This window comes from Bacillus sp. SD127 (genome assembly GCF_058566445.1).
Map to the genome: position 1 here is coordinate 2,005,087 of NZ_CP191226.1, position 20,408 is coordinate 2,025,494.

General features: G+C 32.3%; 35 protein-coding genes. 34 read left to right on the forward strand and 1 reads right to left on the reverse strand.

Annotated elements, in window-relative coordinates; genetic code table 11:
- The first annotated feature begins 889 nt into the window (after positions 1 to 889).
- The 21 genes from yonT (at position 890) to ACQVGS_RS10645 (ending at position 13,377) form a co-directional block, all read left to right on the forward strand.
- Entirely contained in the window at positions 890 to 1,066 is a 177-nt protein-coding gene (gene yonT, locus ACQVGS_RS10545) for a type I TA system toxin YonT (protein ID WP_326365409.1), read from the forward strand.
- An 18-nt stretch (positions 1,067 to 1,084) separates the two neighbouring features.
- Positions 1,085 to 1,336 (forward strand): hypothetical protein, encoded by a 252-nt coding sequence (locus tag ACQVGS_RS10550; RefSeq protein ID WP_213417645.1) that lies wholly within the window; start codon positions 1,085 to 1,087, stop codon positions 1,334 to 1,336.
- Positions 1,337 to 1,380: 44 nt separating this feature from the next.
- On the forward strand, positions 1,381 to 1,569 hold the full coding sequence (locus tag ACQVGS_RS10555) for a hypothetical protein (protein ID WP_332276186.1): 189 nt from the start codon (positions 1,381 to 1,383) through the stop codon (positions 1,567 to 1,569).
- 85 nt (positions 1,570 to 1,654) lie between these two features.
- The gene (locus ACQVGS_RS10560) at positions 1,655 to 2,887 is read left to right on the forward strand and encodes a YonV family putative phage-derived protein (protein WP_491831608.1); all 1,233 of its coding nucleotides are present in this window, start codon (positions 1,655 to 1,657) and stop codon (positions 2,885 to 2,887) included.
- Positions 2,888 to 3,228: 341 nt separating this feature from the next.
- Positions 3,229 to 5,109, forward strand: a complete 1,881-nt coding sequence (locus ACQVGS_RS10565; RefSeq protein ID WP_491831610.1) for an LPD29 domain-containing protein — start codon at positions 3,229 to 3,231, stop codon at positions 5,107 to 5,109.
- Positions 5,110 to 5,158: 49 nt separating this feature from the next.
- Complete coding sequence (locus tag ACQVGS_RS10570; protein WP_491831612.1) at positions 5,159 to 6,760, forward strand: DUF4942 domain-containing protein; 1,602 nt, start codon at positions 5,159 to 5,161, stop codon at positions 6,758 to 6,760.
- A 52-nt stretch (positions 6,761 to 6,812) separates the two neighbouring features.
- A complete protein-coding gene (locus ACQVGS_RS10575) occupies positions 6,813 to 6,950 on the forward strand; it encodes a hypothetical protein (protein ID WP_491831614.1) in 138 nt (45 codons plus the stop codon).
- On the forward strand, positions 6,937 to 7,140 hold the full coding sequence (locus ACQVGS_RS10580; protein ID WP_491831616.1) for a hypothetical protein: 204 nt from the start codon (positions 6,937 to 6,939) through the stop codon (positions 7,138 to 7,140). Before ACQVGS_RS10575 ends, ACQVGS_RS10580 begins: the two co-directional genes overlap by 14 nt.
- A gap of 15 nt (positions 7,141 to 7,155) precedes the next feature.
- On the forward strand, positions 7,156 to 7,383 hold the full coding sequence (locus tag ACQVGS_RS10585; RefSeq protein WP_491831618.1) for a hypothetical protein: 228 nt from the start codon (positions 7,156 to 7,158) through the stop codon (positions 7,381 to 7,383).
- A 132-nt stretch (positions 7,384 to 7,515) separates the two neighbouring features.
- Complete coding sequence (locus tag ACQVGS_RS10590) at positions 7,516 to 7,806, forward strand: hypothetical protein (RefSeq protein ID WP_491831620.1); 291 nt, start codon at positions 7,516 to 7,518, stop codon at positions 7,804 to 7,806.
- A 325-nt stretch (positions 7,807 to 8,131) separates the two neighbouring features.
- Positions 8,132 to 8,494 (forward strand): beta barrel domain-containing protein, encoded by a 363-nt coding sequence (locus tag ACQVGS_RS10595; RefSeq protein WP_491831622.1) that lies wholly within the window; start codon positions 8,132 to 8,134, stop codon positions 8,492 to 8,494.
- 75 nt (positions 8,495 to 8,569) lie between these two features.
- Positions 8,570 to 8,800 (forward strand): hypothetical protein, encoded by a 231-nt coding sequence (locus ACQVGS_RS10600; RefSeq protein ID WP_306644869.1) that lies wholly within the window; start codon positions 8,570 to 8,572, stop codon positions 8,798 to 8,800.
- Positions 8,801 to 8,868: 68 nt separating this feature from the next.
- Entirely contained in the window at positions 8,869 to 9,180 is a 312-nt protein-coding gene (locus ACQVGS_RS10605; protein WP_491831624.1) for a hypothetical protein, read from the forward strand.
- A gap of 77 nt (positions 9,181 to 9,257) precedes the next feature.
- Entirely contained in the window at positions 9,258 to 9,659 is a 402-nt protein-coding gene (locus tag ACQVGS_RS10610) for a UPF0715 family protein (protein ID WP_491831626.1), read from the forward strand.
- A gap of 89 nt (positions 9,660 to 9,748) precedes the next feature.
- Entirely contained in the window at positions 9,749 to 10,186 is a 438-nt protein-coding gene (locus ACQVGS_RS10615) for a hypothetical protein (RefSeq protein ID WP_032721662.1), read from the forward strand.
- 91 nt (positions 10,187 to 10,277) lie between these two features.
- On the forward strand, positions 10,278 to 10,505 hold the full coding sequence (locus ACQVGS_RS10620) for a helix-turn-helix domain-containing protein (RefSeq protein WP_491831628.1): 228 nt from the start codon (positions 10,278 to 10,280) through the stop codon (positions 10,503 to 10,505).
- A gap of 94 nt (positions 10,506 to 10,599) precedes the next feature.
- Entirely contained in the window at positions 10,600 to 10,836 is a 237-nt protein-coding gene (locus tag ACQVGS_RS10625) for a hypothetical protein (protein ID WP_061187748.1), read from the forward strand.
- Positions 10,837 to 11,435: 599 nt separating this feature from the next.
- Complete coding sequence (locus tag ACQVGS_RS10630; RefSeq protein ID WP_491831630.1) at positions 11,436 to 11,987, forward strand: hypothetical protein; 552 nt, start codon at positions 11,436 to 11,438, stop codon at positions 11,985 to 11,987.
- A 79-nt stretch (positions 11,988 to 12,066) separates the two neighbouring features.
- Positions 12,067 to 12,723 carry an AlbA family DNA-binding domain-containing protein gene (locus tag ACQVGS_RS10635; RefSeq protein WP_491831632.1) on the forward strand — a complete coding sequence of 219 codons (657 nt, stop codon included), beginning with the start codon at positions 12,067 to 12,069 and terminating at the stop codon, positions 12,721 to 12,723.
- A 34-nt stretch (positions 12,724 to 12,757) separates the two neighbouring features.
- On the forward strand, positions 12,758 to 13,192 hold the full coding sequence (locus tag ACQVGS_RS10640; RefSeq protein WP_491831634.1) for a hypothetical protein: 435 nt from the start codon (positions 12,758 to 12,760) through the stop codon (positions 13,190 to 13,192).
- Positions 13,189 to 13,377, forward strand: coding sequence for a hypothetical protein (locus tag ACQVGS_RS10645; RefSeq protein WP_075747637.1), 189 nt, complete (start codon positions 13,189 to 13,191; stop codon positions 13,375 to 13,377). The genes ACQVGS_RS10640 and ACQVGS_RS10645 overlap by 4 nt, the downstream gene beginning before the upstream one ends.
- A 28-nt stretch (positions 13,378 to 13,405) precedes the next feature.
- On the opposite strand, the gene ACQVGS_RS10650 is transcribed toward ACQVGS_RS10645, so the two are convergent.
- Positions 13,406 to 13,585: a DUF8096 family protein gene (locus ACQVGS_RS10650; RefSeq protein WP_491831636.1), complete on the reverse strand. Its 180-nt coding sequence runs from the start codon at positions 13,583 to 13,585 to the stop codon at positions 13,406 to 13,408.
- 70 nt (positions 13,586 to 13,655) lie between these two features.
- Here ACQVGS_RS10650 and ACQVGS_RS10655 point away from each other — a divergent pair, with 70 nt between their 5' ends.
- The 13 genes from ACQVGS_RS10655 (at position 13,656) to ACQVGS_RS10715 (ending at position 20,326) form a co-directional block, all read left to right on the forward strand.
- Positions 13,656 to 13,907 (forward strand): hypothetical protein, encoded by a 252-nt coding sequence (locus ACQVGS_RS10655; RefSeq protein WP_491831638.1) that lies wholly within the window; start codon positions 13,656 to 13,658, stop codon positions 13,905 to 13,907.
- Between the two features lie 3 nt (positions 13,908 to 13,910).
- Entirely contained in the window at positions 13,911 to 14,126 is a 216-nt protein-coding gene (locus ACQVGS_RS10660) for a hypothetical protein (protein ID WP_086343972.1), read from the forward strand.
- Between the two features lie 10 nt (positions 14,127 to 14,136).
- On the forward strand, positions 14,137 to 14,268 hold the full coding sequence (locus ACQVGS_RS10665; RefSeq protein ID WP_491831640.1) for a hypothetical protein: 132 nt from the start codon (positions 14,137 to 14,139) through the stop codon (positions 14,266 to 14,268).
- A 55-nt stretch (positions 14,269 to 14,323) separates the two neighbouring features.
- A complete protein-coding gene (locus ACQVGS_RS10670; RefSeq protein WP_437368094.1) occupies positions 14,324 to 14,596 on the forward strand; it encodes a permease in 273 nt (90 codons plus the stop codon).
- Between the two features lie 88 nt (positions 14,597 to 14,684).
- Positions 14,685 to 15,173 (forward strand): hypothetical protein, encoded by a 489-nt coding sequence (locus ACQVGS_RS10675; protein WP_491831642.1) that lies wholly within the window; start codon positions 14,685 to 14,687, stop codon positions 15,171 to 15,173.
- A gap of 55 nt (positions 15,174 to 15,228) precedes the next feature.
- Positions 15,229 to 16,071 carry a DUF6414 family protein gene (locus tag ACQVGS_RS10680; protein ID WP_491831644.1) on the forward strand — a complete coding sequence of 281 codons (843 nt, stop codon included), beginning with the start codon at positions 15,229 to 15,231 and terminating at the stop codon, positions 16,069 to 16,071.
- A gap of 167 nt (positions 16,072 to 16,238) precedes the next feature.
- Positions 16,239 to 16,664, forward strand: coding sequence for a hypothetical protein (locus ACQVGS_RS10685; protein WP_491831646.1), 426 nt, complete (start codon positions 16,239 to 16,241; stop codon positions 16,662 to 16,664).
- 170 nt (positions 16,665 to 16,834) lie between these two features.
- Positions 16,835 to 17,995, forward strand: a complete 1,161-nt coding sequence (locus ACQVGS_RS10690) for an AimR family lysis-lysogeny pheromone receptor (protein ID WP_491831648.1) — start codon at positions 16,835 to 16,837, stop codon at positions 17,993 to 17,995.
- 26 nt (positions 17,996 to 18,021) lie between these two features.
- Complete coding sequence (locus ACQVGS_RS10695) at positions 18,022 to 18,150, forward strand: lysogeny pheromone AimP family peptide (RefSeq protein WP_134819006.1); 129 nt, start codon at positions 18,022 to 18,024, stop codon at positions 18,148 to 18,150.
- 328 nt (positions 18,151 to 18,478) lie between these two features.
- Positions 18,479 to 18,679 carry a hypothetical protein gene (locus ACQVGS_RS10700; protein WP_004399418.1) on the forward strand — a complete coding sequence of 67 codons (201 nt, stop codon included), beginning with the start codon at positions 18,479 to 18,481 and terminating at the stop codon, positions 18,677 to 18,679.
- Positions 18,680 to 18,681: 2 nt separating this feature from the next.
- Positions 18,682 to 18,999: a hypothetical protein gene (locus tag ACQVGS_RS10705; protein WP_116315981.1), complete on the forward strand. Its 318-nt coding sequence runs from the start codon at positions 18,682 to 18,684 to the stop codon at positions 18,997 to 18,999.
- A gap of 48 nt (positions 19,000 to 19,047) precedes the next feature.
- Positions 19,048 to 19,260, forward strand: a complete 213-nt coding sequence (locus ACQVGS_RS10710) for a helix-turn-helix domain-containing protein (RefSeq protein ID WP_116315982.1) — start codon at positions 19,048 to 19,050, stop codon at positions 19,258 to 19,260.
- Positions 19,250 to 20,326, forward strand: coding sequence for a tyrosine-type recombinase/integrase (locus ACQVGS_RS10715; protein ID WP_019712297.1), 1,077 nt, complete (start codon positions 19,250 to 19,252; stop codon positions 20,324 to 20,326). The genes ACQVGS_RS10710 and ACQVGS_RS10715 overlap by 11 nt, the downstream gene beginning before the upstream one ends.
- Positions 20,327 to 20,408: the final 82 nt, after the last annotated feature.

The following is a 20,408-nucleotide window of genomic DNA, read 5'->3' on the forward strand; positions in this document are numbered from 1 at the left end:
CGTAATCTAAAAACATGCCTATCGTAAAAAATTTTAAAGAGCTTAAAAAGCCAGTTAACATAAGGGTATTTGCTGTATCGAATGGTAATTAGGGGATAAACGATCGTAAAACATAAGTGAGAGTAGGGGGAAGTGGCTGCTTAATCTAAATATTGAAGAAAACGAGTAAATTTGAAGAGGGGAAAATGTTGATATTTAAGGCTTTTACGATAGCGATTACGATGTGAAAAAGGGTGATTTTGAGGTGGAATTAGGAAAATGAAAATTTGGATAGGGTGTGGAAATGGAAGTGCTATGGGCACATCTGTTCCCTTAATTTTACCATTAGATGTAAATATACCCCCATATATTGGTATTGTAATACGTGTATAAGGAACATTATACGTGCATTTAATGACTTGGGGAGGTCTGCACCAGCACTAACATAATTCCAGGCCAAACACAAGAATTAATTTTAAAAAATAAATTGGTTATCAATTTAAAAATGAATAACCATTCATTAAAAATAATCGTATTTATAACGAATCCGAGGGGATCGAAGACATATTTATTTTATCCTAATCACTATACTTAACCATATCTTACCCAATCATATATCCTACACTAATCATTCTTCACACTAACCTCATCCGATTCCCACATCATATATACACAACACTCATCATCATCCAATCTAAGCACACTCACACGCTCTCAGAGCCAATATAACACGTCTCTAAGCATCCTTAATCAATTCCCAATCAATTGTATTTCTTCCCAATCAAACAGCACACAAGGCATCTTAATACCATCCATCAACACACAAATAACTTACCACAAATATAAAAAATATGTATATAAAAATCACTAATTATGTTATAATAGAGTCATAGGAAAGGAGGTGTACATAGTGCTTGAGAAAGTGGGTATCATAGTTGCTTTCCTCATATCTTTAACGGTTCTTACAATCAACAGTCTAACAATAGTTGAAAAGGTAAGAAACTTAATGAAGGGGACAAGCAAAAAGAAAAAGCGTACACGTAAGCGGCTCCGTAGCAAGAGACAACGCAAACGTATACGCAGATGAGTACCAAGCTAAAGGGGAATGAACTTCTCCTTTAGTTCCTACCCATATTATAACATGATCAAGCACATTGTAAACATGAAACGATTCTCATTATGGTTTACCCATATCACATTCATTGGCTTATTCTTGATGTTTCAACTCATTAAAGATTACTTCAGCAGCGAAGCACAAACACTAATCAATACAATATTTGTAGTCACATGTATCATTATCTTTCTGATATGGATCATCTATTTTGTATTCCTTAAACTAAGAAACAAGTCACACTAATCGTATAGGCCTCATGATATAGTTAAATCATTGAGGTGAGATGAGTGGAGAATAAATTCCTGGATGCTATTCGGCAGCTTACTAAGGAATTGGAAATGCTCAAGAAAGATATAGACACCATCAAGGAAACTACTGACAGAATTGATTTAGACCTTTTAGAGTATAAAGAAGAGATAAGCAAAATAAAACAAGATGATTCAGTATTAATCATTCAGCAAAAAGAAAAAGGATAATTAAATATGGATTATAAATTAAGGAGCGGTAAACCAATTATCGTTCCTTATTTTTAGATTCAAATTGAAAATATAAGGAGAATATATGGAAAAGGTTAAAGTGATTGATTCTATTATGGGATCTGGTAAAACAACTTACATTATTAAGATGATGAATGATGCACCAAAGAATGAGCATTTTATCTTTATCACACCATATCTTGATGAGGTAACAAGAATAAAGAGGTCGTGTACGAATAGAAAGTTTTACGAACCGAAAATACATAGTGAAGAAGGGGAAACACTCTATAAACTGGATTCATTACATAAACATTTAGCAGATAACAATGACATTGTGACAACCCATGCCTTATTCAGTATGGCTAATGAAACGACTAAAGAATTGATTTACTCAGGCAATTATACTCTTATCCTGGATGAAACTATGGAAGTAGTAAAGAAATTGAATATATCCAAGGATGATCTGGATATGCTGTTCCAAAATGAATGGATTAAGAACAATAATGGCACAATCATTTGGAATGATGAACAAGAAAGAAACCTTAACAGGGAATATAAAGGAGAGTTCCAAACGCTTAAACATTTGGCCAAGAGTAAAAACTTAATATTGCATAATGAGTCTGTATTGTTTTGGCAGTTTCCAGCAGACATCTTTGCCCAATTTAAACAGGTCTATAATCTTACATATTTGTTTGATGCTCAGATTCAGAAATATTATTATGACATTAACGGAATAGAATATGAACTTTATGCAATAGTCAAAGACAATGACAGTTATAAATTAATGCAGCATAGTAGGCAATTTGATAAAGCAAAGAAGGATGTTCTAAGACATAAAATTAAAATATATGAAGGTGACTTAAATAAAATTGGTGATGATTATTATGCGTTATCAAAAAACTGGTTTGAAAAACGTTCAGTGTTACATAAACGGCTTAAGAATAATATTCTGAATTACTACCAGAATATACTTAAATCAAAGTCTAAGGATAATCTATGGACAACTTTTAAATCACATAAAAGTAAACTAAGTGGGAAAGGTTATACGAAAGGCTTTTTAGCCTGTAACATCAAAGCAACTAACGAATACAGTTATAAAAAATCTTTGGTTTATTCAATAAACAGATTCGTTAATCCTGCAATTGATGATTATTTTAGATCCAAGGGAATAATCATTAACGAGGACAATTTTGCTCTATCTGAAATGATTCAATGGATTTGGAGATCAGCCATAAGAAATGGACAGGGTATTAATATATATGTCCCATCATCACGAATGAGAAAGCTGTTTAAAGATTGGTTAGAGAATGAGAGATAAGAATAGTGTATGAAAAAAAAAGCAATAAATCGTTTTTGAAACCCTTGGTACATAAAGGTTTTATAGGGGTCTCTCGTAGAAGAAAAGAAGTAAATAAATTAAATAATAAAATAAGAGAATGGGGGTGCTGCTAATTGTTCAAAACGGTTCGTTCCTCACCTGAACAATTTTTGCTCACACCACCCCCAAACCCCCTCATGAGCAATTAATATTTAAACACTACATCAAATACAAAAAATATGCATTAAAGTATTGATTATTATTGATTATCAAGATATAATATAATTAACAAATACAAAAAATATGTACAAAAAAACAATTAAAGAGTGGAGAGGTTGAAAATGACAGCTGTTTTAAGAATTAATGAAGAGTTAAACGGAATTGAACTTTATTTTGATAGTAAACCAGAACAAGAGGTATTAACTCATCTTAAATCAAACGGTTTTCGATTCTCTGGATTCAAAAAATGCTGGTGGAACAAACGGACAGCAAAATCAATGCAGGTCGCTAATGACATTACCAAACAAAAAAATACATCGTCTAACACAATCACCATCACTAACACCAGCAGGAAAGATAAGGGTGTGAAAATTAGTCTGTGGGATGCAACGAAATGGAATGAGTTCGAGGTTAACAAGGAACAGGAAGTTAAAGAAATGGCAAAGGAAATAAGAAAGCATGTAAGACAACGTTTCCCACAATGCAAATTTTCTGTTACTACTGGGGGAAGCTATTTACATAGCACTATTAACATCAAAATCAAATCAAGTCCTTATGAAAAAGGCTCTGCTTATTTGACTGCGATTTATGATTATTGCAACAGTCTTTTAAACAATTATCGCCACTGCTACAGCCCAGCAGATCCGTACACTGATTACGCAGGTAGTTACAACTTTTATGGTCATGTTTCATTAGACTGGGAATACAAGGAAACAGAACAGACAGAAGAAATTAAAAAAGATATGACATTGTTTGATTCAAAGCTTGAAGAATTTGAAGAAGCCGAGAAAGCAAGAAAAGAAAAAGAACTTCAGGAATACCTAAAAGAACAAGAAATCAAAAATGCTGAATATAAGAGACAGCAACAAGAAGAAAAGAAACTAATTGAAAATATCTATAGCAGCATTGTAGTAAAACAATTGAACGAAGAACAACAGTATTTTGTTATTGATTCACAGTCCGCAAACTTAAATAAGAATTGCACACTTAAACAGTATAAAGATGAGGTTACTAAAGGTGCTTTTACTCTTGAAAATGTAAAAATAACAAAGGAAGTGCATTTCAATACCGAAGAAGCTCTAAACAACTTTTCTAACATGCTACTAAATGATTTTGATTTCTTAGATGAAACAGGAGGGAGCTTTACGGAAGACAATAGAATCAATTCAATGATTGACTATTACAATATGAACGATCTAGAAAAGAGAACGGTTCAATGGAGTTTGTACGGTGTAGGTGTGTACTACAATGGCAAATTACAATTTATTGTAGATGCTCAAGGTTATTCTTATGCAAGATATGTCGGCTTAGTGGATAATGCAAAAATTGAAAAGTCGATTTCTCATAAGCAAGCGTTAAACGAAGAAGAAGTACAGGAGTTAAAAAATCAAGCAGATAAGTTAGAAGACATTTCAACTTCGGTTATTGAAGAATTGAATATGTTTGAGACTTGGAAAAAGGAAGACTGGAACAAATATAAAGCTTCATTAAAAGAAAAGCTAAGGTTAAATAATTTCAAGTTGAGTAAAAATGTTGTCCAACAAGTAGGTATAGAGGAATTGAAAATTTCTTTATACAGAATTCTCCAGGAAGTTGACAGTATTCAAGAGCAATTCAAAAATGCTGAACTTGAAAAAGGTGAAAAATATACTCTATTCTACATATCTGATCTTGGGTCTTTGATTACTGAAAGAATAACGTATGACAGTTATCGGCCAACTAAATATGCCCAATATGATAATGCAGTCAAGTTGACATACCGGCCTGAAAATAAAAGAAAATTATATTATCGTCACTTCTATTCAGAATTATTGATATTCAAAGGGTGGCACTCGCTGCCTGAAACAGTATTGAATAATGTAGAGCTTAAACCAGATGGGATGAAAATAATTCATAGTAAGTACCACTCTTGTGATAAAAGACAATTTGATGAAGTTTTAGGTTACTTAAATAAAAAAAGCTTCAAACCAATAATCAATACATATAAGCCTAATCTAAACTAATAGGGGATGGGAAAACATCTCATTCCCTTATAAAAAGGGGAGAATAAAAATGTTTAAAGATAATCCGGATTTTTATCCGACACCACCACAGTTAATCCGAAAGATGACATCTAAAGTAGAATGGAAGTACATTAACTCTGTTCTAGAGCCGTCAGCAGGTAAAGGAAACTTAGTAGAAGCCATTTACACTCAATTTAAAAACACTAAGAACTACAGAAGGAATTCAAAGTATGACATGGATACAATTGAGCAAGATGAAAACTTACAGCACATACTTAAAGGCAAAGATTACAGAGTGATAGCAGACGATTTTTTGACCTTTAACACTTACAAGAAGTACGATTTGATTTTTATGAATCCACCTTTTAGCAGCGGTGTTAAACACTTATTAAAGGCGATTGAATTAATAGAGAAGCAACAAAGACCTGGTCAAATTGTTTGCGTACTAAATGCCGAAACATTAAAAAATCCGTATTCAAATGACAGGAAATTTTTGATTCGTAAGCTAGAGGAAATAAATGCAGAAGTTGAATACATTCAAAACGCTTTTTCGAACTCAGAGCGAAGCACAGAAGTTGAAACGGCACTAATATACATAAGCATTGAAAAACAAGAATATAGCAGTGTCCTAATAGAAGACTTAAAAAAAGATGAGTCTCATAGAATTAATGAGGATTATAAAGCAACACAGTTAGTGAATGCAGACTTTATAAAAGGGATAGTAGAACAATTCAATTATGAAATCAAAGCGGGTTTAAAATTAATCAATGAATACAACAGTTTAAAACCCTTAATGCTGCATAGCTTCAATAATGACAGTACTCCAATATTGAAGCTGCAAATTGATAAGAATAAAGAAGAAAATGATATAGAGAATGCATATATAAAACAAATCAGGGCGAAGTATTGGAATACGTTATTTAATAATGATCAATTTATGGGGCTCTTTACAAGCAATCTGAAGCAAAAATATTTGCAGCATGTTGAGGAATTAAAAGACTATGACTTTTCTTTATTCAATATCTATACATTGAGAATTCAAATGAGCAAAGAGATGACGCAGGGAGTAGAAGACACAATACTTAATCTTTTTGAAGAATTTAGCCACAAGCATTACTATGATGAATCATCAAAAAATGTGCACTTATATAATGGGTGGAAAACAAATAAATCGTACAAGATTAACAAAAAAGTGATTATCCCATTGAACGTTTATAGCTGGCTAGATGGTCGGTATAATCCAACCGACTATAAGGTCTTAGAAAAGTTGAAAGATATCGAAAAAGTTTTCAATTATCTTGACAATGGATTGACAGAAGACATAAATATTGATGAAGCTTTAAAATTAGCTGAGTATTACGGGGAGACAAAAAAAATAGAGTTAAAGTACGTCTATGTAACTTTCTATAAAAAAGGGACATGTCACATCGAGTTTAAAGATGAGGAAATACTTAAGAAGTTTAATATTTTTGGCAGCCAAAAGAAAAACTGGCTTCCTCCATCATATGGGAAGGTTAAGTATCAAGATATGACTACAGAAGAAAAAGATGTGATAAATGATTTTGAGGGCGAGCAATCATACAGTGAAACGCTAAATAACAGATCATATTACATCATTGATATATCAAGGCTTCTCATGCTTACATCATAACATTCCTGAATTCAAATAAAATGCATATTTTAAACAGAACGGGGAGATTGAAATGAAAGAAGTTAGCCACAACGAATGGATGGATACAGTCAAAAAGTTGAATGAAGGGCAACCAAGCGTTAGTGATCTGGTTGATCAGCAAATTGAATCATATGAGAATGACAAAGAGGGCAGGGATGAAAATGAATGAGAGTACAGTGAAACAATACCTTGAAACAGTTTTTAAATTGGATGGGCTAGAATTTATGTTCAATGATGGTGAAAAGATTGTCTTCTCTAGTCCTATGGGTGATGTTGTTGTCTGTATCGAGACAAGAAAAGTTTATGATCATGAGGAAAATTTAGTAGGTGAAATCAGTTCAATATACAACATGAGTTAAAAAGGTGGCGTGAAGATGACAAATAATAAAATAGTCTGGCAGTTGCCTGTCATCCAAAGCGATCTAACAGATCATGATTGGATTCATCCAAAAGCAAAATACCACGCTTTTATTGGTAACAAGTCTGTTTGTGAAAAGTATGATCAAATTACAGACTGTTTCGAAACAGGCGAAGAATCTGAGCTGATGGCAAATAAGGATTGGGCTTGCAAAGTGTGTTTGAAGAAGTTAGGACTTTCTTAAATAAAAAGAATGGAGGTAATGCAAATGTTTGATCTTGAAGAAATGTTAGATGATTTTGAGTGCCCAGATTGTGGAGGAAGACATGAGTCGTGCAATTGTGATTATTAATTAAACAGAACGGAGAGAAAAGCAATGGAGATTAAGGTTGGACAATATTATGCTCTTGAAAGCACAGAAGAAGAAAGCACAGAAGTAAATATAATTAAAATCTTACCAAGCAAACCTAATATGCTAGATGTCTTTGTATGTACAGAAACGTTGTATGTCAAAGATGGTCAAGTGTGTGATCTGTATACAAATGATTGGGTTAAAGATTCAATTCAGCGTGAAGCTACAGAAAGCGAAATTCAACTGTTTAAAAACACAAGAGAAAAAATGATCGATCTAAAATCATATGGTGAACTTGTGAGTTCTGAATTTTAATCAGAAAAAGGAGAGCTGTTGTGGCTAATAAACTGTATATCATAAGAATTGATGTTGCCTATAACGGTGATTTTATTGTCATCCTCATACCAACAGAAAAGTTGCCTTAAAAGATTTCTATGAACGTATTAAAAAATGGGAGGATGGCTTAAAAGAACCTGCCAAGAAGCTTTTAGAAACAGATACACAAATAGAAATAGATGTTAGAGACCCAAAGAGTGAGGAAGGTGCTAGTTTCTACTTCAATGAAGTTGCATCAGCAGAAGAATTGATTTTGTAATTGAATAAAACAACAATTTTATACATAGTGGAGGATGATTAAAAAATGAACAAAGAAAAAATAAAAGTTGGTGCCACAGTTTATCTTAAACCAGTTAATAATGCCGCACGTTATGGAAGAAAAGATATTTTAGAGAAAAACGTACTTAAAAAAGGAAGGAAATACTTCTATGTCGGAAATACGGGAGAGACAGAAACGAGACGCATGTTCAAATTTTCTTTGGAAGACATAACACAAGTGACAGAATACAGCGCTGACTGGGAGCTTTATTTATCCAAGCAAGAGATTATTGATCAGGAAGAGAAGAAAAAGTTAATTTTCGATATACGCTCAGTCTTTGATAGATGGTCATCGGTTGATTTAACGTTAGATCAATTAAGAAGGATACATGCAATCATATTTGAATAAAACAGCAGTTTCAAAGAGATTGAGAAGTAAATAGTAATAGACTAGGGAAATGATTAAGTTAAAGGAGTAGAGCACATGAAAAAAATTAAGTACGTTGTCACTATGGTGGTTGAAGTTGAGGTATCAGAGGAAGAAGAGAAAAATTTTTATCCAAATGGATTAAATAAAGATTCATTGATTGAAAATATGCAATCAGATACATTCGATGAATTGCTTCATAGCAACCTAACAGAATATAAAGCTGAAGGTTATTTACTTGAAAATGGAAAGGTAGTAGCTGAGCATGAAGAGGTTTTTAAAGAGTAAACGGAAATAGAGTATTTGGTAGAAGTATAACGTATACACTAAAAATTAATTAAGACGGAGACTTAATTATGACAACTTTAAATGAAAACAACCTTAAATTTTTACTGGATAATGGCTTTGAACTAAAGCGGTATGAGGAGCAGGGATTATCATTTTATACAAAAGAAATAAAGGACAGCCACTCTTTGAAGAAATTGATTGAGTATCATTATGAAATTGGGGAAGATGAAGAGATTAATACAAAAGGGACTAGTTTTATCATGGAGATACAAACAAATGGAGAATCCCCACAATGGCTTTTTACCGGTGAATATGAAAAGCTTGGTAATCTTCAAGACCAAAATCAGTTTATTGAATATGTAAAAGAAATCGTTAATTAATCTAATTAACTGAATAAAACATGGATTTTAAAGTGATTTTAAGGAGGTGTCTGAACAATGTTGAAGAAGATTTTATCATGAAAGGGGTTATAAACATGCAAGTTTTAAGGATTTTTATTGTTCATGTCTTGTCTGCATTATCTGCTGCTGCTGTTTATGTTTTGGGCATTGATTATGATGGCTACATTCCATACTTCTTAATAAGTGTTATTCTCTTTATCTTCTATTTAATCTTTGCTGCACCTGTTCAATATTTCTTGAATCGCAATCCAAAAAGGTTTAGCCTGAAATATTTGCTTACATACATATTCTTTTCCTTCTTAGTGTGGTTAATCTTTGCTATAACTACTGACCCAAAAACCACAATAGACTTTCTAATGGGATATGAAATTTACTTATTTAGCATTTCCTTTGCTGTAATCTTTTGGATCTGGGATTCAGTTTTTCTGCAAAACAAGGCAAAGAAAGCAGCTAAGTAAGAACGTCATAAAATTTCTTCCTTATTAAGAAAAAGACTATCCTTTAATTACCAATTTATATTATAATTGGAATAAAAGGGGGAGAGGGAATGAAAAAATTAATCGCTCTGACTATGATTTGCCTTGGCTTTATGTCGAGTTTTAGTATTCCAAATGCCGAGGCAAAGCTTACATTAGAGTACAAAAATGTTAACTTTCACATGAGTGAGGATTCAGAAAGTTTTTCTATGGCAGATTATTTTGATCGTGATTATGACCGTACTTGGCTATTTTACAAATTCACAATTCGCAATGCTGAAGGTTGTACTCTAAATATGAAAATCAGCAGAATTACTCTTGCTGGCTGGGTATTCCCACGTAGTGAGAAAGAATTTACCGGAAATTATTTAGACTATACTGCTACAGACCGAGTAGAGGGAGATGCTAATCGTAATCACGTGTTAGAGATTACAAAGAATCCAGGTTGTGGAGATGTTTGGATAAACGGTATTTATGGATTTGAACATGAAGAGCCTGATGAGTATTAAATTCAGCGAGGCCAAGGAGAAAAAAGCCTTGGCCATTATTATTTATTTAATGATCATTTTAAGTGATCAGAAATAACCAAGAGGTGAGAACGTGATTAAATCAAATTTAAAGCCCTTATTAGACGAAAGGAAGATCAGCATCAGGCAGCTATCCAGAGAAATTGATCATGAGTATCCGACTGTCAGAAAGCTATACAGAGATGAAATGGAGCGGTATCCAAGAGAGCTGTTAGATAAAGTCTGTACATATTTAAACATAGAGCCGCATGAGTTATTGATTTTCCAAAAAAATCATAATCATATCGATCGCTCAGGATGAAAATGGTATACTAAAGTTACAAACATAGGAAGTAATTACAAGTTTTCTAGGTCTGTATAAAATCGTACTTTTATAGGGAATAGGAGAGGTTATAATGCAAAATACAGTAAAAGTAACTTTCAATGTTAATGGTGTAGAAATCAAGACAGATGCGGGTGTACCACAAATGCCTAATGGCATTAATGCAGATAATATGATTGTTTTACATGCTAAAAGCAATTTGAAAAAAAATCTTGGAATTGATATTTATGAGGTTATGAATGCAGAGCACTATGATGACATTGAACATCTCGTAACTATTGACAAATCAGGCTATACTCAAGGTGTTTAAATAAAATCATTCTTTTATTTAATAACCGACATCAGTGCAAAGTTATCAAGAATATAAGTAGGAGAGGGTTGCTTGTTTGATAATCGAGAAGATCTAATTCCCTATATGTTATATAATGACGCAAAGCAAAAGAACAGGAATTATCAGAGTGAATGGGTTAAGTTTGCTAGAAAAATGCAAAAGAATCCTTATATGAAAGAGTACATATTTTCTCGTCATAAAGGTAGATGCCAATGGTGTAAGAAAAATATTCAAAATGAGTTTGTTCTTCATCATGCAGATTATGACCATATATGTATGCATCCCCATAATATCAGAATAAGCTCTTCAAATAAAAGAACACATCTCAAGATACCAGACTGCGAAAATTGTTATAAAACAAAGAGGCATTTGTTCATGGGGTGTGCAAGAAGGGTCGCATGTGTTCACAATTTATGCAATAAGTTAATAGATGAAAGATCTAAGAGACCTTTTAAACACAAAGTAGAACAGTTAAATCTTTTTGATTTTTAAAGCTAGTGCACAAATATACTTGTAGTATCAAAGGGGGTAATCAAATACTGCCCCAACTAATCCAAAAAGTGAAGGAGAGATAACACATGATAATCAGCGAAAAAATAAATACATCCTTATATAAAAAAATTGAAAAGTGTACTATGTTGCTACCATCGTCTATTCTTAAAGAGTGCTCTGACTTTAAAATTGTATTTTTTACAAGAAAAGAAATTGAGGACAAATTAAAAAACGATCCGACCAATAAAGATTATGAGTATATCCTGTCTGGTAATGGGCCTGGTGGAAGTGTAGATAAGGATACTAAAGAAATTCGTATTTATTTAACTTATAACGATATTGAAAACAACATAATGGATACTGTTAATTTTATTGGTAATCTTTTTCATGAAATCCGTCATGCTTGGCAGGTAAATAAAAATAAATATCAAGATGAACAAGTAATTAATCCTTATGATGATTACATTGCTTATTTGAATCAGCCTAGTGAAGTAGATGCATATACTTTTCAATTGTTACAAATGAGAAGGCACCTGGGAAAAATACTAAAAATATTTAATTATAATGTTCCAACACTACCGCCCTATAATCTAAAAGACGATATCATGGGAGTTCTAGGGAGAGAAATAATTAAATAATGACTTTAAATAGAATCAAGATAAAAGAAGTGTTTTATTCCAAAAATCATTCCTTTAACGATACAGATAGGGAGAAATTATGATGGAGAAATTAGAAAATAAGATAAACAGGTTGTTGAGTTTAGGGTATGAAGGAGAATACTGGGATTTTAAAGAAAAATGGCATACTGATAATGGGAAATTGGTACATGATATTCTATGTTTTGCAAATACAGTTCACGACAAAGATTGTTTTATAATAGTTGGAGTTTCCGATTCGGGTGAACTTAAAGGTTTGGATGAGCATGAGAGAAAACAACAAGCCAACATTATAGATATGCTTAGAAATTTAAATTTTTCCGGTGATAGACCTAACGTATTTTTAAGATCGTTAAAGTTAAGAGGGAAAACAATTGACGTTTTAATAATACTCAATTCAATTAAAGTGCCTTATTTTTTAAAAAAGGATTACAAAAAAGTAAAATCGGGTTTTATTTACACAAGAACTGGTGACAGTAATACTCCAATTGACCAAAACTCTACAATTTCTGTAATAGAAACTTTATGGAGAAAGAGATTTGGTTTGAATAAAACAGGGTTAGAGCGGTTTAATCAACTCTTGAAAGACAAACTTTCTTGGGAATACAATGATTATGGATACTACTATACTTATAGTCCTGAGTATGAATTAAGGTATAAATACACCGATTCTCCAAGAGAGACAATAACAGAGTTTTTATTCTTATGCTGTGTATAATGAACACACTACAACTCAACAAGCTGAACTTATAGTGAATGGTACAGTTCTTAAGGAAATACAGTTAGTTACGTTAGATGGGGGCAAATATATGACTCCTTCACCTGAGTGGGAATATATTAAGTTTGGGTTCGATGATATATATGATTTTAAATATTTTATTATAGGAGACCTTTTATACAATTTACATAATTTCTTTATAGATGAACAAAGTGAAGATGGAATGATTGCTTGCAGAAATTTTTTAGAAGTAGTTTTAATATTTAAAAATGAAGAAGAAAAGGAAAAGTTCTTAGAATTTGTGCAGGATAAACAAGATGATTTCAAAAGTAATTTAAAGCATGCAAATAATAACAATCATAAAATCGATAACAAAGTTCATCAAAGACGCTTTGCCACTGCTAAAGTATTAAAACAAATGTTTAAGGAGTTTAGAGCAAAAGGAAATGAAAGGTTGATTAATGTATGAGAGAAAAAATTGAAGAGTTGTTGAATGAATTTAAAGAGAACGGAAGTGTGCTAGTTAATACATCTGTGCAAAACTTAGAAGATTCTTTTGAAAAAGCCCTGATTTCAATTACCGAACATTATGATAAAGATTACAAAAATGGATACGTGCGTTTCTTTAAATCAAACAGAAGCTTTTTCTTATGATTATAATTTAAACAAAAAGAGCATTAAACTAAATGCTCTTTTTCATACCGCATCGCCGGCATTCCCGCAAGAATATTCCACTCTTCACAGAGCTTTTGAACAAAGTGTAATCACAATTGTCGCAGCGGCCGTATTTTACATCAGGATATTCTTTATAATCATAAACGATTGAAGTATCATACCCGTTTGTTTCGTATGCCTCTTCCACAAGATCACCTACATAATTTATTCAACATACTCAAGAATACCAAATTACGTTCGATATAGGGAGGGAACAAATGATTGGATTAGCTTATTTTTTAATTATCTGGCTTGGAGTTGGATTATTGACTGGCATTAAGTTTATTTTTGTTGATCAGGTCTATGACGAAGAGTTTAAAGAACTCATGGATAAAGAAACAACAGCGGGCATGGAAAGGAATTTGGCCAGCCTGTTTTTCAAAAATAAACTTAACGTTATTGCTTTTTTCATGTTAATTGGTTTGCTTCCATTAGTAATGAGGATTACAAAATTATTTAAAAGAGGTTGATTTATGCCTTTGATTGATTATTTTTATGTACTGCAGTTTGAAAACAAGGAATACTTCAAATCATTTAAGTTAGATGAGGACGGTTATTTGACATCTAGCGACCTCCATGAAGCATCTAAAATGCATAATATGTTAGAAGTCATCGAGGTAGCAAGTGAGCTGAAAACGAAGTGTAATGTGCAATGTGAGGTGAGGGAAATTCAAGTCGTAAAGCGTTAGGAGTGTTCAGGTGTACTGGATAGAGTGGATTGAGGATGGGGAAAAGAAGAGTATTGTTGCTGAAGGATGGATTGAATGGGCTGCTATACTTGAAGACTTGTATCAGAAGCGGTTTGAGTTTGTTGAATGGAAGCGGCTTTGAAAAGGGGTGAAATGGCATTAAAAATTTAGTTTTATTGTCCAGCTTTTTCGGGGTTATGCTATCAATTATAGGGCAATTATTTGGAGTCCTAACAGATTTCTTTATTCCAGGTATTGCACGGCTTATGGGGGTTTTAGCTGGCCTCCTAGTATTACTTTGCTTGAAGTCAAGAAACATAGACATGCAGACATTTATATTGATCTCTAGTACTGCATTAGGAATAATAGGTGCAGGAGTTTTATATCTTCCGGCTGCGATTGTCAATGTTTTAATTGGATTCAAGCTAAACAAAAAGTTAAAAGAAGAAAACACCAAGGAGCAGATCTGAATAGACTGCTTTTTGTTTAGTGTGACCATGGAAAATTGTAGTATAATAGTAATAAAATAATCATTTTATTCAGAATGGGGTTACATATATGGGGCAGGATGGAGGAAAGTTAGTATTTAAAAGTTCAAGGCATGCTGATATAGCAGGAAAATTTGGTGAACAAATGATTCTTTTTTATTTATCCAGCAAGGGGTTTGAGTGTGTGAAATTTGATTATGTGGGGATTGATATCTTTGCTAGAAGTGAAGAGGGTGAAAACTGGGGAATATCAGTTAAATTTAAATCTCTAGTTGACGGAAAGCCCAGCATTGGAATTACTCAGAAAGCTCTTGAATCAGCTGAAAAAGCCTGTGAAAGATTAGGTTTCAAACCATTTATAGCTACAGTTTTTGAAAGAGGAGCAGACTTAATTGTCTTTTTTTGTTCAATAGAAATTTTTAAAAGTATTGCAAATAAAAGTAAAATGAAGTATAGGCTAGATCTTAGAGAAGAGTCATGGAGGAGGTATAAATCTAATCCACATCTACAATTCTTCTGTTACACAAGGAACAATTTAAAAAGTAAATGGTTTGAATAAAACATCCTCAATCTTTTATTTCTATTATTTTAAATAAGAATTGGAGTGTTGTTACATGATATATAAAGACATTGTGTACTTTAATGGAGACAAAATTCAATCGATTCTTGCTCAGTTAAATAAGGGAATTGTTGAATCAATAATTGAAACTAAGGAGAAAAATCATGAGTTAGAAGGGACAGCTAAATCATCGAAGATCTTAGAGCTGCTGGGGGTACCTTTATCTGCAGAAGGAAAGTATACATACAACAACACAAAAGGACTGCAAGAACAAAAGACACTTCATGATTTTGCACTAACTGAACTTCTTAACGTTTTACCATATAAAGATGTTTCAAAATTAGATAGGAATGCATTAGGTAGAAATGAAAGAATTTTTGTAAAAGTTAAGGGTGAATTTTCAATATACGATTATCAAGATTTAGGGAGTACAATAGAGAAAATTGGTACTGTAGATAGTTTAATAAGAGGTGGTCAAAAAAATGATGATATAAGTGGCTTTACAGATTTTATTCAAAGTGTTTACTCTGACTTAACCACAATTGAAGTCAAAAATCAAAAAGGGATTAATTTTATTGGAGCAATTAATCCTGAAAATTTGCGTGAAACAACTAGAAATATGATTTATAAATACGGTTCTAAACCAAAAGGTGAATGGGATATGATTTGTCAAATAACGAAAATCCCGCCTAATAAACCAGGGAATATTGAAGATAACTTTAAAGACTTTGGTGCCAGTATTAAGATGGATAATATAAAAAGTGAAAAGTCTCTAGAAAGAGTAATAAACGAAATTTTGAAAGAGTTTTCGAAAATTAATGACATGTTCGCCTCTGTTTCTTACCCTAATATAGCTGTTGAACCAATTGCAGTTTATCATGAAGTAAAATTAAAATAAATTAGGATAGGAAAGAGGTTTTCATATGGATGAGTTCGCTCATTTTAAATTAAAAATTGATGCTAAACCAACTATGTTTCATGGAAAGACAGTTAGAAAAAATCTAACTCAATCATTGTGGCTAAAGAAGATTAGACCCCAGATTCTAAAAGAGAATAACTACACATGTGATATATGCAAACACCACCCAAAGGAAGAAAATTATAAAGAATTATGTACATGAAATAGAAGAATACGATTTTGATAATGGGGTTGTCAAGTTAATTGGTCTGGATTTAATTTGTGCAAACTGTCATGCATTCCAGCATTTTAAAAGGTCGCAATTAGTTTTATCTTCAGAGCAGTTGGATAGATTGATAATTCATTTTACAAAAGTAAACAATTGTTCAATTGAGGATTATAAGCGGTATAGAAAAAAACTTCAAAGTTATGCTTTTGAACGAAATAATATAGAAAGAATATTGTCGCAAGAGACGCAAAGCAACAGAACAAAAATTGATCATATTCGGTTTGCTATTTTGGGAGATATCCCTTTTAAAGACTTAGTGATTGAAAGACTGAAGCAAAAGGATGTCTATTACGAATACGGTTAGAAAATATGGGACAGGGGCACTTTACAAGCCTAAGCCCTTGTCTGGTTAAAATAGGAATTTTAAAGAGAATACAAATGCAAAAAATATGTATAAAATAATTGACTCGTAATATGATCTATAGTATTATTAAGTTAACCAATAAAGACAACAAAAAGAAATGAGGGGAAATAATGGAGTTAATAAGGATAGCTATGAAGAAAGACTTGGAAAATGACAACTCTTTAATGAATAAATGGGCAACAGTAGCTGGCCTTAAAAACCCCAATCCTCTTTATGACTTCTTAAACCATGATGGGAAAACTTTTAATGAATTTTCTTCAATAGTCAACATTGTTAAGAGTCAGTATCCAGACCGTGAATATGAATTAATGAAAGATTACTGTTTAAACCTAGATGTAAAGACAAAGGCAGCAAGAAGTGCATTGGAGTATGCTGATGCAAATATGTTTTTTGAAATAGAGGATGCTTTAATAGATTCAATGATTTCTTGCAGCAATATGAAAAGTAAAGAATATGGAAAAGTGTATAGAATACATAGAGAACTGTCAAAAGGGGAAATAGATGTTTTTGAAGCCTCTGCAAACATTGGAAAACAAAGAATTAAAACTGCAGAGATGAACATATTCTCAAAAATGCTCCTTATGTATGATTGTTTAAATAAAGGAAACTTCGCTCCGATGATGCTTTTATTTCAGCAAATAGACCTTAGTGAAATAAAAGAAAATCGATATTTAAAAAACTCTTTTGAAACTCGCATAAATGTGCTCTTATCAAATATTTATTTGAATGAAAATAATCTTGAATTGTGTAGGGAGTATGCACAAAAAGCAATATCATCTACTGACACTCAAAGATTTTTGGTATTTAGTTATTTAACCATTGGAACTTCATACATTTTTTCAGACTTTAATTTAAGCAAGCAGAATTATTTAATTGGATTGAAGTTTGCTAAAGGGAATCCAGGGTTTGAGGAGTTTTTCAAAAGAAATTTAAGTTTTTTAAACAATTTTTGGAACAAGGAAAATGAATGGATCAATTATGACTCAGATGCAGTGACAGACATGCAAGAGGTTATATTCGAATTAATTAATCATAAAGAACTAAGCAAAGCACTTCAATTGTTAAACAAACTAGAGGAAAGAGACCAAAATGAGAACGAATTGGGGTTCCATTATTATTTAAAAGGACTTATAACGAACGAGAAAGAAGCATTTTTTAAATCTGTCGAGTATTTCAAAGCATCGCAGGACAAGCTCTCTATTAAAATGCCTCTTATTCAGTTAGAAAAAATGGGCGAAAATCCAAGATTACTAAAGATTATTACTATGTAAACTTAATAATGAAAGGAGGTGATAAAATGAAGAAATTTATTATGGCAATTACTATTGCGGCTGTTTTATCAATCTCGTTTGTGGGTGCTAAAGCATCTTCAAATGAACAAGCTTCAGGGGACTATCAAGTTGCTGGCATTGTCCGTGGAGCGTAATTAAACATTGACACATAGAATTATTAGTATTATTATTTACTTAATTAAATTAACCAAAGAAATGGAAGACGTTTGGCTCTTTTGAGCTAAGCGTCTTTTGTAGTTTTAAGGCCATCACTTAAATATTAAGTTTTTATAACATCTAGTGATCAACTTCAAGTACATACGCCCTAATTAAATGAAATACATTACAAAGCAGCACATTCGCAAAAAAAATTGCGTAGAATGTGCTATTTGTCGTTAAAAAAATCTTTACTTCCCTTTTGTAATGCATTACAATTGCTATAGATGCAAAAGATAAAAAATATGTATATAGGAGGTTGGTGGTATGTCCGCAATTAGTTACTTGAAAAACAGTATGACAATGCATAAAACCATTTACCAAAAGAAAGTTGAAAGCTTAGTTAAAAATGATTTGTTCTTTCATGAAAAAAGCATTGAAAAGTCAAAAATAATGAAGAATGAAAATGTTAGAAAACAACTAACTAAAGGATACATGAAATTGCTAAGTGAATACAAGGAGGATTAATAATGCATGTTGTAGAACTTAGGTCTACAAATCATAAAGATATTGATGCCGATTTTGTTTTAAATGCGAAACAAACTTACATAGAGAGCGTACTAAACATTAGGAAAATGATTGTTAATGCAAAAACTGAAGATGATCTACATGGTGCAAAAATAGAGGTAGCAACATTATTAAAAGATCTAAATAGAGTATTATTAGGTGGCGATGGATTAAAAAGAAACATTGAAAATAATCCACATTTTAGATCCCTAATACATTTTGTTAAGAATTTAAAACGACACATTGCAATTGAATTTGAAGAGTTTATTTATCAACCATAACATATACGCACTGCATTCTATAGTTTACATAAAAAATAGGAGGTTGACATGTCAGAGCGAATAAAACAGCTAATGGTCAAACGTGGCATCACAATAGAGGAATTGTCGAGGGAGACAATGATTGATATTCAGACATTAAACAAAATCATTGAAATGCCAGATGAATCAGATGTTACAACCATAAAGCTTATCGCTCTGGTGTTGAATGTCTCTATTGATGAGTTATTAGATGAGAAAGGAGGAGAAGATAATGCAAAATAAAGTTAAACAATTAAAAAATTATGCGGTTTACGATGATATCGAAGGATTTTTAATCAATAAAGATATAAGAAGTAGCTCAGGGAATTCTAACTATATGATGCCTTCATCAACTAGAAGGGTGTCGAACACCAGAAAGAATTATGAAGGGGATATTAAGCAGTTCTTTAGTGTGATTAAAGGTAAAGATGTCAAAAGTTTAGTTCCCGATGATTTAGTTGTAAGTAAAAGCGAATTAAGCAACTATGTGAAGTATCTTCAGGAAAAGGGATTAGTTAATAATAGTATTAACAGAAAAATGACCTCCCTGAAGATGCTCTATACATATTTGGAGCATGATTATAAGGATTATATTGACTTGTCGGTGTTTAATACTGTCGAAAGGCTTAAAACAGTAACTAAAAACTGGGATAAAACAACCCAGACAGAAGCCGAAAGAATCGCTCAGGATATGTATATAAATGAAAGACAGAAACCTTTAATGAAAAAGCTGTTTGTTAAATTCGCCATCAGAACTTCTTTTCGTGTAAGTGCGATTTTGCGAGTAAGATGGAAAGACATACAGCTTGATGAAAGTACAGGCCATTATATAGTAACAGTTATTGATAAAGGATCTCAGGTTGTGTCTACAGGCATTAACCAGGTATTTTATGAGGAATTGTTGCAGCTGAAGGAAGAGGATGACAGCGAAACTGAATTGGTTTTTCAGGGGCTTTCGGAACAATCTTTACGACACTCCTTAAAAAGGTCGAAAAAAAGGTTAGGAATACCTCCTGAAAGAGAATTAGTCTTACACTCATTTAAGGGTGTAGGAATTGACTATGTCTATGAGAATTCTGGTCACGATTTACTTGCAGCAAAAGAACAAGGAAATCATAAAAACACATTAACAACAGAGAGATATATGAGCAGAAAGATTAACATAGCGAACTCTGCTGGTGTAACAATGGATGAAAAAATCGATTTAAATCCACTATATGAAGCAACCCAAGAGGATTTTATTAGTTTTTTTGAAAACGCTGATCTTGTTACATTAAAAAAGTTTATAAAGCATGTAAATGAGCGATAATCATTTTTTCGGTATATTACTCAGTTCAAATGATAATTCTTCTTGATTAACCAGATTGCCTTTGGTAACTTTAAATTTAGCA